This window comes from Streptomyces sp. JLBG701, assembly GCF_058544905.1.
The window spans coordinates 1,798,367-1,811,888 of sequence record NZ_CM178588.1 but is presented as its reverse complement, the minus strand read 5'-3'; the positions used below and the strand labels follow the sequence as shown (position 1 = coordinate 1,811,888).

Below are 13,522 nucleotides of genomic sequence, written 5' to 3'. Positions count from 1 at the left end.
ACACAGGGGATTTGGGAAGGGCGTCCGGCGATGCCGCTGAGTACCGGGGAATCGGGGGCCGTCGGGTCCATAGGCGGCTATGAGCTGGTCGACCGGCTCGGCAGTGGTGGCATGGGGGTCGTGTATCTGGGGCGTTCGGCCTCGGGGCGGCAGGTCGCGGTCAAGGTCGTGCACGCGCAGTACGCGCAGGACGAGGAGTTCCGGGCCCGTTTCCGCCAGGAGGTCGCGGCGGCCCGCCGGGTGAGCGGGGCGTTCACCGCACCGGTCGTGGACGCCGATCCGGACGCCGACGTGCCGTGGATGGCGACGCTGTACGTGCCGGGCCGCACGCTGGCCGAAACCATCGACAAGGACGGCCCGTTGGGCGGGCACGCCCTGCGCACGCTCGGCCTGGGCCTGGTGGAGGCGCTGCGGGACATCCACCAGGCGGGGATGGTGCACCGGGATCTGAAGCCGAGCAACGTCCTGATGGCCGATGACGGGCCGCGCGTCATCGACTTCGGCATCTCCCGCGCGGCCGACAACCAGGCCCTGACCGTGACCGGTCGGCTCATCGGCACCCCGCCTTTCATGTCGCCGGAGCAGTTCGCCGCGCCCCGGGACGTCACGCCCGCCTCGGACGTGTTCTCGCTCGGTTCGCTGCTGGTGTACGCGGCCACCGGCAACCGTCCTTTCGACGGCGAGAGCCCGTATATGACGGGCTATCAGGTGATGCACGAGGCGCCGGTCCTGGACGGAGTACCGGAGCCCCTCCACGGCATCGCCGAACGCTGTCTGGCCAAGGACCCGCTCGACCGGCCCCAACTGGCGGAGCTGCACCGGCTGTTGAGGAACATGCCGGACACGGCCCTCACCCCGAGCGGGTCTCCGGGTGGCCCGCCGACCGTTCCAGGAGGCCGTAGGGCTTCCCGGGGGCTCGGTGACACGACGGCCACCGGCCGTGGCCACGGCCGGCGGCGCGGCCGTAGCCGCCTGGTGCGTCCGCTCGTCGCCCTCGGGGCGGCTCTGGCCGTCACGGTCGTGGGCGTGTCGGTGTTCCTCGTCGTGTCGAGCTCGGGGGTCACCGAGGAAACGTCGGGTGCGAGTACGTCCGCGTCCGGCGGCTCCGCTTCTCCCACCCCGGTGCTTCCGGCCGGGTGGCAGCCCTGGCAGGCGAGCCTCGTCCGAGCCGTGAAGGAGGAGGCCCTGGTCATCAACGTGGACAGCGTGGATTCCGGCTGTGTGTCCGGGGGTTCCTCCGTGTACTGCTCGGGGACCGGCTTCACGGTCGCCGGGATCGACGCCGCCTCGGGGCGCATCGAGTGGCGGTTCGGCAGCAGTCCCCAGTCCTCCGACCGGCCCCTCGGCGTCCGGGACGGGGTCGTGTACGGGGCCGACCAGCCGAACGTGACCGAGGTGCAGTCGACCAGGCGGCTGTTCGCTCTCGACGCCGACACCGGGAAACGGCTCTGGACGCGGGCGATCGACGCGGGCCGTACCGCCGCCCTGTTCGACGGGGGCGTCCTGGCGATGCCGGACGGGGGGACGGAGTTCGTCGCCGTCAACGCCAGGACGGGCAAGGACATGTGGCGGACACCGGCGACCTCGTCGGCAGGCACCGCCTGCGACGCGCTGGTCCTGGACGGCGTGCCCTACGGCATGTGCGTCGACGCCGACGACCCCACGCAGGGCTCGGCGGCCCTCCTGCGCCTCGACCCGAGCGACGGCACGCCGCACGAACTCACCGAACTGCCCCTGAACGCGCTGTCGCTCGGCGCCGTCGACGGGCAGCCGCTGTTCGCGGTCCCGCGACAGCTGGAATGGGAGTCGAACGACGGGCGGGACGAGGCGTACCGGACCCTGCTGCAGGTGAACCCGACCAGCGGCGCCGTCGTCCGGATCCCGCTGGCGGGCACCCCGCGCGGCGAGCCCACCCTCATCAACGGCGTGGTGTATTTCGTCCGGCCCGACGGGACCGTCACCGCGAGCAGGGCCACCGACGGTGCCCGGCTGTGGCAGAAGGGCACGCAGGTCGAGAACCTGTCGGCGCCGGTGCTGTCGACGACGTACGACGACCTCTACTTCGCCAACCGCTACGGCCGGCTCCTCGCACTCGACCGGGCGACCGGCGCCGTGCGGTGGACCACGGACAAGCTGGACGACCCGGGTACGTCGGCGCAGGACAGGATCCCGAGCGTGGTGACGGTGAAGGACGCGATCGTGGCCGTGGCGGGTGACAAGGCGTTCTCGGTACGCCCGGACCGGCAGAAGGCTGTCTCCGACCGCTAGGCGCTCCGCGACCAGCCACGATGCGCCCGCAGCAAACAAACCGCCCAACCAGCGGAGTGCCTAGGACTTGAACCTCACGTCGCGTGAGGCAGTAGCGTCGTTCATGGGTGATCACATGGGTGAACGACGCTGGAAAGTCGGGGAGTTGGCGGACGCGACCGGGCTGACCGTGCGCACCCTGCACTACTTCGACGAGATCGGGCTCCTGCGCCCCGTCGCGCGCTCGCGGGCCGGGCACCGGCTCTACACCGCTGACGATGTCCGTCGGCTCTACCGGATCATCGCGGTGCGCCACCTCGGCGTACCCCTTCGGGAGATCGCCCGGGCGCTCGACGGGCAGGTCGATGACCTGGCCCGGGCGGTGGACAGGCAGTTGGAGCACGTCGACCAGGTGATCGGTGGACAGCAGCAGGTGCGGCGGCATCTCCTCGCCTTGCGGCACAGCATCCACCAGGCACACGCCCCTTCGATCGACCAGCTCATCGACACGATGGAGGCCATCATGAACGCGGGTTACTTCACACCGGATCAGCTCGCACGCGCGCGGCAACGGCACCAGGAACCCGGATTCGCCGAGGAGTTCAGCCGCTGGCAGGCGCGCTGCGCCGACCTCGTCGACGAGATCCGGGCCGAGATCGCGCGGGACACCGACCCCGCCGATCCGGCGGCACAGGCTCTCGCCCGGCGCTGGAATCTGGCGATGCGGGACATGATCGGCGACGACAGTCACATCCTGGCGGCGATCTACGCGAAGATCGACGGCCAGGGTCCCGAGGCCGCCACGCACGGCACGCTGGACGTCGAAACGTGGGACTACCTCAAGCGAACGTTCGCGGTGGGATTCGGCCGCACCGAACCGTGATCGGCGCTATCGGTGCCGCCGGATCAGGCCGCCTCGATGACGGCACCGCGTATCGCCGCGGCCCACTCGACCACCAACAGCTCGTATTCCTCCCGCTCCTGGGCCGAGAGGGACCCGCCCGCACGCAGCCACAGCGCACGGATCTGCTCGTTCACCTCAGCAGCGGAACGCACGGAACCAGGGGCCACGGAATCGGGGAGCATGCGGACAAGCCTAGGGGCAGGAACTGACAGCGCGCTACCAGTCGGCTACTCAACCGGTATGCGGTTGGTCACGGCCGACGCCGGTCGGCCCAGGTGTGGGACCACGCCAGGAGAGGCTGCATCGCTGTGACCAGGTCCTTGCCCAGCGGGGTGAGGTGCCAGGCGGAGTCGGGGGTGGGGGCGGCGATGTCCGCCTCGCGGAGTTCGGTCAGGCGGGTGGACAGGACGCTGGAGGACATGCCGTCGCAGCGGCGCTGGAGGTCGCGGAAGCCGATCGGGGCCTCGTTGCGGTGGAGTTCCCAGATGACGCGCAGTGTCCAGCGCCTGCCCAGCAGATCGAGCGCGGCCATGACCGGGCGGCCGGTGGTGGATCCGCGTACCGGGCGGCCGGGCACGGGAGTTGATTCCACGAGATCTCCTCTCACGCCGTACTCACTCTCTGGTTCTCACTCTTGCGCTTCGATTTCAGAAGCGCAAGAGTTGGTGGGCATGACCCACGACAAGCAACGCATCGACGGCGTCACCCTGCCCTACGCCCCCGACACCGACCGCGCCCTGCGCCGGTGGATGCCGCCCGGCGTCGCCCATGAACCCCTGATGCTCTTCAAGGTGTTGGAGCGCCACCCCGAACTCGCCTCACGTATGCGGGCGTTGGGCTCCGGCCTGCTCGCGCACGGCTCCCTGGGCGACGCCGACCGCGAGCTTGTGATCGCCCGCGTCTGTGCCGACTGCGGCTGCGCCTACGAGTGGGGCGTCCACATGGCGGCGTATGCGGAAGCGGCCGGTCTCACCCCGTACCAGGTCGCCCTGACCGCGACCGGTACCCCCGACGACCCGGCCTGGTCGCCGCGCCAGGCGGCCCTGCTGCGTGCCGTCGACGAACTGCACGCCACCTCGCGGCTGGGCGACGCGGCCTGGTCCCGGCTGCGGGAGCACCTCGACGAGGCCGAGGCGTTGGAGTTCCTCGTCCTGGCCGGGTGGTATCGCACCATCGCCTATGTGGCCAACGGGCTCGTCATCGAGCCGGAGCCCTGGGCCCTCACGCTGCCTTCCGTGTGAGCGTCAGCCCGACGACTCCGCCGCGTGCGGGCTCAGCGCGCCCGTCGTCACCAGGGCGATGATCACGATGCCGAGCGCGACGCGGTAGTAGACGAACGGCATGAAGCTCTTGGTCGAGATGAACTTCATGAACCATGCGATGACCGCGTATCCGACGCCGAACGCGATGATCGTCGCGAACACCGTCGGACCCCACGACACATGGTCGCTCTCCATCGCGTCCTTGAGTTCGAAGGTGCCGGACGCGAGCACGGCGGGCATGGCGAGGAGGAAGGAGTAGCGGGCCGCGGCCTCGCGGGTGTAGCCCATGAACAGGCCGCCGCTGATGGTCGCGCCGGACCGGGAGACGCCGGGGACGAGCGCCATCGCCTGGCACAGGCCGTAGATGAGGCCGTCCCGGACGTTCAGATCAACGAGTTCCTTGCGCTTCTTGGCGGCACGGTGCTTGCCGCCCGTCTCGTCGCGGGCCGCCAGCCGGTCGGCGATGCCGATGACGATGCCCATCCCGATCAGCATCGTCGCGGTGATCCGCAGATCACGGAACGGCCCCTCGATCTGGTCCTTCAGCGTCACGCCGAGCACACCGATCGGGATCGAGCCGACGATCACCAGCCAGCCCATCTGCGCGTCATGATCGCTACGCATCGCCTTGTCGGTGAGCGACTTGAACCAGGCAGCGAGGATCCGCCCGACGTCCTTGCGGAAGTAGATCAGCACAGCGGCTTCGGTGCCGAGCTGGGTGATCGCGGTGAACGCCGCGCCAGGGTCCTCCCACCCGGCGAAGGCCGCCGTCAGCCGCAGATGCGCGCTGGAGGAGACGGGCAGGAACTCGGTCAGCCCCTGGACGAGTCCGAGGATGAGGGATTCAAACCAAGACATGGAGTTACGGCGTCCAAGTGCTGATCGCGGGAGGTGCTACGGGCGCATCACACCGCGCGCGGTGATGATGATCGGGTGTCGACAGGCAGCGTAGCGTCCCGGTGTGACAGGCCTGGCACAGGGGTTTCGGGGCGGCTCGTGGACAACGTTGCCGGGGTGTTGACCTGCGGTGGCGGCGGCACATACGTTTCAGCGGTAGAGAAAGCGCTTGCTGGCCTCGGAGGGTCCACGTACATGCCCACATCCCCCACGGACCCCCGGACATCCCAGGCCCGGCCGCCCCTTGAGGGTCGCCGCGTCCGGGTCGCCATCGTGGGCACAGGTGCCATCGCCGGCGACTCCCACATGCCCGCCCTCGATGTGCTCGCGGCCGAGGGCGAGGTGGAGGTCGTCGCCGCCGTCGACATCAACGCCGACGCGGTGAAGGCGTTCTGCGCCTCGGCCGGAGTCCCGCACGGCTACACCGACTTGAGCCGAATGCTCGACGAGCAGCGTCCGGACCTGGTGACCATCTGCACGCCGCCGACCCTGCACCGCGACCAGACCGTCACGGCCCTGCGCGCCGGGGCCTGGGTGCTGTGCGAGAAGCCGCCCATGCCGTCCCTGGCGGACTTCGACGCCGTGGAGGCCGAGGAGGGCCTGGGCGGTGGACCGTACGCCTCGATCGTCTTCCAGCACCGGTTCGGCTCCGGCGCCCGGCATGTGCGGCAGCTGATCGCCGAGGAGGCGATGGGCCGGCCGCTCGTGGCGCACTGCCAGACCACCTGGTACCGCGACGCCGCCTACTACGCCGTGCCCTGGCGCGGCCGCTGGCAGACCGAGGGCGGCGGCCCCGCCATGGGACACGGCATCCATCAGATGGACCTGATGCTCGACCTGCTCGGCCCGTGGAGCGAGGTCCGCGCGATGGCCGGGCGGCTGGTGCACGACGTGGAGACGGAGGACGTCTCGACGGCCCTGGTCCGTTTCGAGAGCGGCGCGATGGCCACCGTCGTGAACAGCGTCCTCAGCCCCGACGAGGTCAGCCGCATCCGCATCGACTGCGCCCGCGCCACGGTCGAGCTGACGCACCTGTACGGCCACCGCAACGCCGACTGGCGCATCACCCCGGCGCCGGGCGTCGCGGAGACGGACCTGGCGGGCTGGCGGGACTTCGGTGCCGACGTGCCGAGCTCGCACCTGGCCCAGCTGCGGGAGCTGGTCGCGAGCATGCGCGCCGGTGAACGGCCGCGCAGCAGCGGGGCCGACGGGCGCACCAGCCTGGAGCTGATCACCGCGCTGTACAAGTCGGCGTTCACGGACACAACCGTGCGGGCCGGCGAGATCGGTCCCGGCGACCCGTACTACACGGCCCTGCACGGCGGTGCGCCCGGCTGGGCACCCGTCGTGAACGAGGAGGTGCCGGCGTGACCGGCCTGCGGATCGTCCACGCGCACGGCGACCGCGTCACGGTGACCGAACCGGTCACCGGCGTCGAACTCCTCAGCTACGTCTACCGGCCCGAGGCGGCCTGGGAGGCCGCGAAGCCCTACGTTCATCCGCTCAGGACCCTGGCAGGCGACGTCGTCACGGACTACCGGCCCAACGACCACCGCTGGCACAAGGGACTCTCGCTGACGGCCTCGCATCTGTCGGGGGCGAACCTGTGGGGCGGCAACACATACGTTCACGGCGAGGGATATCTCGAACTCCCGGAGCGCGTCGGATCGATGGCGCACGTCGCCTTCGACGAGGTGGCCTCGGACGGGGAGCGTGTCGTCATCGTCGAGCGGCTGACCTGGCACCCGCACACCGGTGAGGCTTGGGCCGACGAGGAGCGCCGGATCGAAGTGCACGACGTCGACCGGGAGTCGGGTTCCTGGGCGCTCACCTGGACGACCGCCGTCACCAACACCCGGGACGAACCACTGAGGTTCGGCAGCCCGACCACCGCCGGGCGCGAAATGGCCGGCTACACGGGCCTGTTCTGGCGCGGCCCGCGCGCCTTCCGGGACGGACGGATCATCGCCCCCGACGGCGAGGGACCCGACCTGATGGGCACCCAGGCGCCCTGGCTCGCGCTGTCCGGCGAGCACGACGGCACCGACGGACACGCCACCCTGGTCTTCGCGCACGCGCCCGAGAACGACCACCTCGGGGCGCGCGGGACCCATCCCGCCCACTGGTTCGTGCGCAACGACCCGTGGGCCGGTGTCGCCCCGTCCTGGGCGTTCTTCGAGGAACTGGAGCTCGCTCCGGGCGACACGCTCACCCGCCGCTACCGGGTCGTCGTGGCCGACGGGGCGTGGGAGCGGGAGGAGATCGCCAAGTACCTGCGGACACATCCGTGGTGACGCCGGAGGGGCTCAAGCGGGCGTCGTAGAAGGCGTTGTAGGAGGCCTCGTGGCGCGGGGCTCAGGCGGCCGTCGGTCCCGCCACCGTCCAGCCGGGGGCCTGCGGATGGGCGGTCAGGTCCTCGTGGCGCACCGGGTCGCCGCAGGCCGAGCAGGTGACGACCGGGACTAGTTCGTTGCCGCAGGCGTGCTCGATCACCATGGGGAGGTCGCCCGCCTCGTGGAGATGGCGGTCGCCCCACTCCTTGAGGGTCACCAGGACCGGCTCCAGTTCGAGCCCCGCCTGGGTGGGCCGGTACTCGAAGCGCGCCGGGCGCTCGCTGTAGGTCCTCTTCGTCAGGATCCCGGCGTCCACGAGGCGGCGCAGCCGGGTGGCCAGGATGTCGCGCGGGGCGCCGATGTTGCGGACCAGCTGGTCGAAGCGGCCGTTGCCGAGGCACACCTCCCGCAGGACGAGCAGGGAGTACTTCTCGCCTACGAGTGCCAGGGCGTCGGCGATGGAACAGGGGCGCGGGTCTTTGGTGGCGGCCATGACGCCAATTCTAGGGGAGGGTTTGATTTTCCAACCCACAGGGCTATGGTGAGTTTGAATTTCCTACTCACTGGTAGGTGCTCTCGTAGTTGTGAAGGCTCGTAGTTGTGAAGGCTCGTAGTCGTGGAGGCCCGCACCATGCGTGACGCAGTCATCGTCGAAGCCGTACGCACCCCGATAGGCAAGGGCAAGCCGAACGGCTCCCTCGCGCACATCCACCCCGTCGAACTCCTCGCCCACTCCCTGCGCACCCTCGTCGAGCGCTCCGGCGTCGCCCCGGAGATGATCGACGACGTCATCGGCGGCACGGTCACCCAGGTCGGTGAGCAGGCCGTCAACATCACCCGGCAGGCCGTGCTGTCGGCGGGCTTCCCGGAGTCGGTGCCCGCGACCACGGTGGACCGCCAGTGCGGCTCCTCCCAGCAGGCCGTGCACTTCGCGGCGCAGGGTGTGATCTCCGGGGCGTACGACCTGGTCGTCGCCTGCGGAGTGGAGTCCATGGGGCGCGTGCCGATGGGTTCGAGCGTGCTTCCCGGTACGGACCCCTTCGGTCCCGGTGTCGCCGGGCGCTACCCGGAGGGCCTGGTGCCGCAGGGCATCAGTGCCGAACTCATCGCCGCGAAGTGGTCGATGACACGCGATCAGCTGGACGCCTTCGCGGTCTCCTCGCACGGCAAGGCGGCGGCGGCTTGGGACGCCGGGCTCTTCGACGCCCAGGTGGCGCCCCTGGAGGGAGCCTCACGCGACGAGTGCGTACGGCCCGGCAGCACCACGGAGATCCTCGCCGGCCTCAAGCCCGCCTACTACGACCCGGCGTACGCCGAGCGCTTCCCGCAGATCGAGTGGAACGTGACCGCCGGCAACGCCAGCCCGATCAACGACGGTGCCTCGGCCGTGCTCATCACGTCCAGCGAGACAGCGGCACGCCTCGGCCTGCGCCCGCTCGCCCGGCTGCACAGCTTCGCGGTGACCGGTTCCGACCCTCTCCTCATGCTCACCGGCGTCATCCCGGCAACGGAGAAGGTGCTGCGCAGGGCACATCTGTCCCTCGACGACATCGACCTGTTCGAGGTCAACGAGGCGTTCTCCAGCGTGGTCCTGGCCTGGCGGCAGGAGACCGGCGCCGACCTCGACAAGGTCAACGTCCACGGCGGCGCGATCGCGCTCGGCCACCCGCTCGGCGCCAGCGGCACCCGCCTGACGACCACCCTCGTCCACGCGATGAGGGAGCGCGGCGCCCGCTATGGCCTGCAGACGATGTGCGAGGCGGGCGGGCTCGCCAACGCGATGGTGCTGGAACGCGTCTGAAGGACCCTCAACGCCGGCGCAGATGATGGCGCTTGCGCCACGCCACCACCAGGGCCGGCAGTGCCGGAACGGCGATGAAGGCCATCGCGATCAGGAAGGCGGGCGACGTCGGCGCGGACGCGCGGGCGCCCGCCACGACGTACGCGGCGGTGTTCGGGATGACCCCGAGCGCCGTCGCGAGCAGGAACGAACTCCAGCGCATACGCGACACGGCGGCGCAGTAGTTCGCGGCCCAGAACGGCACTCCGGGGAACAGCCGCACCGCCAGCATCGAGCGGAAGCCGTGCCGGCTGAACTGCCCGTCCGCCGCCTTCAGCCACCGGCCGCGCAGCAGTGGGCGCAGCGCCTCCTGGCCGAGGAACCGGCCGAGCCCGAAGGAGATCGCGGCGCCGATCACCGTGCCCGCCATCGCCGCCCCGATCCCCAGCGCCGAGCCGAACAGGGCGCCCGCCGCGAGGTTGAGCAGGGGCCGAGGCGCGAACGCCACGGTGAGCAGCCCGTACGCCACGGCGAACACCACCACTGCGGCGGTACCGCCGACGTGGGGCGGCCAGCCGTTCGCCATCAGCTTCTGCGGCTCGAAGAGCAGCATGGTCGACGCGGCGGCCACGAGCAGCACCACGAGGAGGGACAGCCGCGACCAGGGCGAGAGCAGCGCTCTCGAACAGCGGGCGGCGAGGCCGGTGGAGACGGCCACGGGCGCGGCGACGGCGAGCTCCGTGGCGGTGGCCGGGGGAGTGGCCGTGGCGGTGCCCCCAGAGCGGGTGGTGGCATCGAGCATTCGGCGACACTAACCGACCTGTGTGTGTGATCGCCGTATGGTTCGTCTCATCGGCGTCACAGACAGGGGAACAGCGGGAGCGCCCCGCGGCCCGGGAGCGCCCGCGAAAAACCATTCGACGTGGGGCAAAGCGTCGGCAATGATCGCAGTCATGTTCCGGTACGCCTTCCTCCTCGCAGCATCCGCGGTCGCGGATGCCCCGAAGGCTGCCGTTCCGATCATCGTCGCCGCTGTCGACGGCGCCCGAAGCTGACCCTCTCCGGATTGTCCGGCGGACCCCGCAGGGGGAGGGTCGGCAAGTACTCGGGGTCCCCGTCCCGGCCGCGTACGAGCGCCGGGGCCATCACTCAGTACCGCTGAAGAGGCTTCGAGGTACCGCCATGCCCAAGACGGCATACGTCCGCACGAAACCGCATCTCAACATCGGCACGATGGGCCATGTCGACCACGGCAAGACCACCCTGACCGCCGCCATCACCAAGGTCCTCGCCGAGCGCGGCTCCGGCACGTTCGTGCCGTTCGACCGCATCGACCGGGCGCCGGAGGAGGCGCTCCGCGGCATCACCATCAACATCGCGCACGTCGAGTACGAGACCGACACCCGGCACTACGCGCACGTGGACATGCCGGGCCACGCCGACTACGTCAAGAACATGGTCACCGGGGCCGCCCAGCTGGACGGGGCGATCCTCGTCGTCTCCGCACTCGACGGGATCATGCCGCAGACCGCCGAACACGTCCTGCTGGCCCGGCAGGTGGGCGTGGACCACATCGTCGTGGCCCTGAACAAGGCGGACATGGCCGACGAGGAGCTGGCCGACCTCGTCGAGCTGGAGGTCCGTGAGCTGCTCACCGCGCAGGGCTACGGCGGCGACGCCGTGCCCGTCGTACGGGTCTCGGGGCTGAAGGCCCTGGAGGGTGACCCGCGGTGGACGGCGTCCGTCGAGGCGCTGCTCGACGCGGTGGACACGTATGTGCCCATGCCCGAGCGGTACTTGGACGCGCCGTTCCTCTTGCCGGTCGAGAACGTGCTCACCATCACCGGCCGGGGGACGGTCGTCACGGGCGCGGTCGAGCGGGGCACGGTTCGGGTGGGCGACCGGGTCGAAGTGCTCGGCGCCTCCGTCGACACCGTGGTCACCGGCCTGGAGACCTTCGGCAAGCCGATGGAGGAGGCGCAGGCCGGGGACAACGTGGCGCTGCTGCTGCGCGGGGTGCCGAGGGACTCCGTCCGGCGGGGGCATGTGGTCGTCGTGCCGGGGAGTGTGGTGCCCAGCCGGCGGTTCTCGGCGCAGGTGTATGTGCTGTCGACGCGTGAGGGGGGCCGTACGACGCCGGTGTCGACCGGGTATCGGCCGCAGTTCTACATCCGTACCGCGGATGTGGTCGGGGATGTGGACCTCGGTGAGGTGGCCGTCGCGCGGCCCGGTGAGACCGTCACCATGACGGTGGAGTTGGGGCGTGAGGTGCCTCTTGAGCTGGGGCTCGGGTTTGCCATCCGTGAGGGTGGGCGGACCGTGGGGGCGGGGACCGTGACCGCCGTCGAGTGAGGGTGGCTCGGGTGTGTGGGGGACTGCCGGTCGGCTGTGGCTGGTCGCGCAGTTCCCCGCGCCCCTGAAGGGGCGTCTCTGCCCGGGCACAATTGCAGGGTGAACGAAGCCATACCCGTTACCCGCGCCGTCTCCTTCGGCACCGCCAAGTTGATGCCCGACGTCGATCGGAAGCGGGCCTGGTTGCTGACCGTCGACGGGGCGCCGCAGTCGTATGTCGATCTGGACGAGCCCACGTATCTGGAGTTCGAGTACGCGCGGCGGCTCGGGCATGTGCTGGACATCGTCGCCGAGGCGGGGCGTCCGCTGGACGTGCTGCACCTCGGCGGGGGTGCGCTCACGTTGCCCCGGTACGTGGCGGCGACCCGGCCGGGGTCCCGCCAGGACGTCGTCGAGGCCGACGCGGGTCTGCTGGAGCTGGTCGTCGAGCACCTCCCGCTCGCGGAGGGGGCCGGCATCGCCCTGCACGGGGCGGACGCGCGGGCCTGGCTGGAAGCCGCGCCCGCGGACTCGGCCGACGTCGTCGTCGCCGACGTGTTCGGCGGATCCCGGATCCCGGCGCATCTCACATCCGTCGCCTACGCCCGGGAGGCCGGGCGGGTGCTGCGGGACGGCGGCGTCTACCTGGCCAACCTCGCCGACGCCGCGCCCTTCGCCTTCCTGCGCTCCCAACTCGCCAACTTCGCCACGGTGTTCGAGGAGCTGGCGCTGATCGCGGAACCGGGCGTGCTGCGCGGACGCCGGTTCGGCAACGCGGTGCTTGTCGCCGCCCACCACCCCGTCGACACGGCGGCCCTGGCCCGACGCACGGCCTCCGACGCCTTTCCGGCACGGGTGGAGCACGGGCCCGCGCTGCGGGAGTTCATCGGCGGCGCGCGGCCCGTGGGCGACGAGGACGCCGTACCGTCACCCGAGCCCCCCGACGGCGCCTTCGGTATCGGCTGAGCCGCACCCGGCGCCCGACCAGCGCCGCGAACGCGGCCTGCGAGAGGCAGTTGAGGGCGTTGGCCGCGACCAGGACGTGGTGCCGGGGGAGGCGGTCCGCGACCGCGCCGCCGATCAGCGCACCGTTGCTGCCGAGGTTCGTGACGACGGCCGAGGTGGTCAGCAGGCTGTAGTTCCGGCTCGCCCAGGCGGGTCGGCGGCGGCGTATGAAGGAGTCGGCGGAGGGCACCGGCCGACCACCGCCGCCCCACCTGTGACTTGGCAAACCGTCCCCGGCTCTGGCCAGCGATGCTACTCGTGGGTAACGTGGCCGTCATGAGCGCAGACCAGATGTCGATCGGCGAGTTGCTCGCCGCCACGGTGCCGATGGTTCGGACCCTGAACCTGGAGTACCTGGAGACCACCCCGGAGAAGGCCGTCCTGGCCCTCCCGGACCAGAGCGAGTACCGCAACCACGTCGGTGGGCCGCACGCCGGAGCCATGTTCACCCTCGGCGAGTCGGCCAGCGGGGCGATCGTGCTGGCCGCGTTCGGCGACCAGCTCTCCCGTGCCGTGCCGCTCCCGGTCAACGCCGAGATCGCGTTCAAGAAGATCGCCCTGGGGCCGGTCAGGGCCACCGCGACGCTCGGCCGCCCCGCCGCCGACGTCGTCGCCGAACTCGACGAGGGCAAGCGCCCGGAGTTCCCGGTGACCGTCGCCATCCAGCGCGAGGACGGCGCCGTGACCGGCGAGATGACCGTCATCTGGACGCTCCGGCCCAACGGCTGAGCGACCGGTGCGTGTGCGAGGGTCGCGGTCGGGG

General features: G+C 70.9%; 14 protein-coding genes and 1 pseudogene. 9 read left to right on the top strand and 6 right to left on the bottom strand.

The window, feature by feature from the left end; all coding sequences use genetic code 11:
- The first annotated feature begins 30 nt into the window (after nucleotides 1-30).
- A complete protein-coding gene (locus tag AC5DRG_RS08305) occupies nucleotides 31-2,268 on the top strand; it encodes a serine/threonine-protein kinase (RefSeq protein ID WP_491809330.1) in 2,238 nt (745 codons plus the stop codon).
- A gap of 115 nt (nucleotides 2,269-2,383) precedes the next feature.
- On the top strand, nucleotides 2,384-3,130 hold the full coding sequence (locus AC5DRG_RS08300) for a MerR family transcriptional regulator (RefSeq protein WP_491809328.1): 747 nt from the start codon (nucleotides 2,384-2,386) through the stop codon (nucleotides 3,128-3,130).
- A 23-nt stretch (nucleotides 3,131-3,153) separates the two neighbouring features.
- Here AC5DRG_RS08300 and AC5DRG_RS08295 read toward each other — a convergent pair whose 3' ends face one another.
- Nucleotides 3,154-3,333 (bottom strand): hypothetical protein, encoded by a 180-nt coding sequence (locus AC5DRG_RS08295; protein WP_491809326.1) that lies wholly within the window; start codon nucleotides 3,331-3,333, stop codon nucleotides 3,154-3,156.
- A 68-nt stretch (nucleotides 3,334-3,401) separates the two neighbouring features.
- Nucleotides 3,402-3,683 carry a winged helix-turn-helix transcriptional regulator gene (locus tag AC5DRG_RS08290; RefSeq protein ID WP_491812993.1) on the bottom strand — a complete coding sequence of 94 codons (282 nt, stop codon included), beginning with the start codon at nucleotides 3,681-3,683 and terminating at the stop codon, nucleotides 3,402-3,404.
- A 139-nt stretch (nucleotides 3,684-3,822) separates the two neighbouring features.
- Here AC5DRG_RS08290 and AC5DRG_RS08285 point away from each other — a divergent pair, with 139 nt between their 5' ends.
- Nucleotides 3,823-4,392, top strand: a complete 570-nt coding sequence (locus AC5DRG_RS08285; RefSeq protein ID WP_491809324.1) for a carboxymuconolactone decarboxylase family protein — start codon at nucleotides 3,823-3,825, stop codon at nucleotides 4,390-4,392.
- Between the two features lie 3 nt (nucleotides 4,393-4,395).
- Here AC5DRG_RS08285 and AC5DRG_RS08280 read toward each other — a convergent pair whose 3' ends face one another.
- The gene (locus tag AC5DRG_RS08280; RefSeq protein ID WP_491809322.1) at nucleotides 4,396-5,271 is read right to left on the bottom strand and encodes an undecaprenyl-diphosphate phosphatase; all 876 of its coding nucleotides are present in this window, start codon (nucleotides 5,269-5,271) and stop codon (nucleotides 4,396-4,398) included.
- A gap of 234 nt (nucleotides 5,272-5,505) precedes the next feature.
- Between AC5DRG_RS08280 and AC5DRG_RS08275 the strand changes: the two genes are divergently transcribed.
- Entirely contained in the window at nucleotides 5,506-6,681 is a 1,176-nt protein-coding gene (locus tag AC5DRG_RS08275; protein ID WP_491809320.1) for a Gfo/Idh/MocA family protein, read from the top strand.
- Nucleotides 6,678-7,604, top strand: coding sequence for a DUF6807 domain-containing protein (locus AC5DRG_RS08270; protein WP_491809318.1), 927 nt, complete (start codon nucleotides 6,678-6,680; stop codon nucleotides 7,602-7,604). The genes AC5DRG_RS08275 and AC5DRG_RS08270 overlap by 4 nt, the downstream gene beginning before the upstream one ends.
- 61 nt (nucleotides 7,605-7,665) lie before the next feature.
- Here AC5DRG_RS08270 and AC5DRG_RS08265 read toward each other — a convergent pair whose 3' ends face one another.
- The gene (locus AC5DRG_RS08265) at nucleotides 7,666-8,136 is read right to left on the bottom strand and encodes a winged helix-turn-helix transcriptional regulator (protein WP_491809316.1); all 471 of its coding nucleotides are present in this window, start codon (nucleotides 8,134-8,136) and stop codon (nucleotides 7,666-7,668) included.
- A gap of 138 nt (nucleotides 8,137-8,274) precedes the next feature.
- Between AC5DRG_RS08265 and AC5DRG_RS08260 the strand changes: the two genes are divergently transcribed.
- Nucleotides 8,275-9,444: a thiolase family protein gene (locus tag AC5DRG_RS08260; protein ID WP_491809314.1), complete on the top strand. Its 1,170-nt coding sequence runs from the start codon at nucleotides 8,275-8,277 to the stop codon at nucleotides 9,442-9,444.
- Between the two features lie 7 nt (nucleotides 9,445-9,451).
- Here the strand turns inward: AC5DRG_RS08260 and AC5DRG_RS08255 are convergent, their stop codons facing one another.
- On the bottom strand, nucleotides 9,452-10,225 hold the full coding sequence (locus AC5DRG_RS08255; protein WP_491809312.1) for a TVP38/TMEM64 family protein: 774 nt from the start codon (nucleotides 10,223-10,225) through the stop codon (nucleotides 9,452-9,454).
- 380 nt (nucleotides 10,226-10,605) lie between these two features.
- Here AC5DRG_RS08255 and tuf point away from each other — a divergent pair, with 380 nt between their 5' ends.
- Nucleotides 10,606-11,775, top strand: coding sequence for an elongation factor Tu (gene tuf, locus AC5DRG_RS08250; RefSeq protein ID WP_491809310.1), 1,170 nt, complete (start codon nucleotides 10,606-10,608; stop codon nucleotides 11,773-11,775).
- Between the two features lie 99 nt (nucleotides 11,776-11,874).
- On the top strand, nucleotides 11,875-12,720 hold the full coding sequence (locus AC5DRG_RS08245) for a spermidine synthase (RefSeq protein ID WP_491809308.1): 846 nt from the start codon (nucleotides 11,875-11,877) through the stop codon (nucleotides 12,718-12,720).
- A gap of 16 nt (nucleotides 12,721-12,736) precedes the next feature.
- Here the strand turns inward: AC5DRG_RS08245 and AC5DRG_RS08240 are convergent.
- Nucleotides 12,737-12,949 (bottom strand): annotated as a pseudogene (locus AC5DRG_RS08240) (MFS transporter); the annotation flags it as partial.
- A 101-nt stretch (nucleotides 12,950-13,050) separates the two neighbouring features.
- Here AC5DRG_RS08240 and AC5DRG_RS08235 point away from each other — a divergent pair.
- Entirely contained in the window at nucleotides 13,051-13,488 is a 438-nt protein-coding gene (locus tag AC5DRG_RS08235) for a DUF4442 domain-containing protein (protein WP_491812992.1), read from the top strand.
- Nucleotides 13,489-13,522 lie beyond the last annotated feature (34 nt).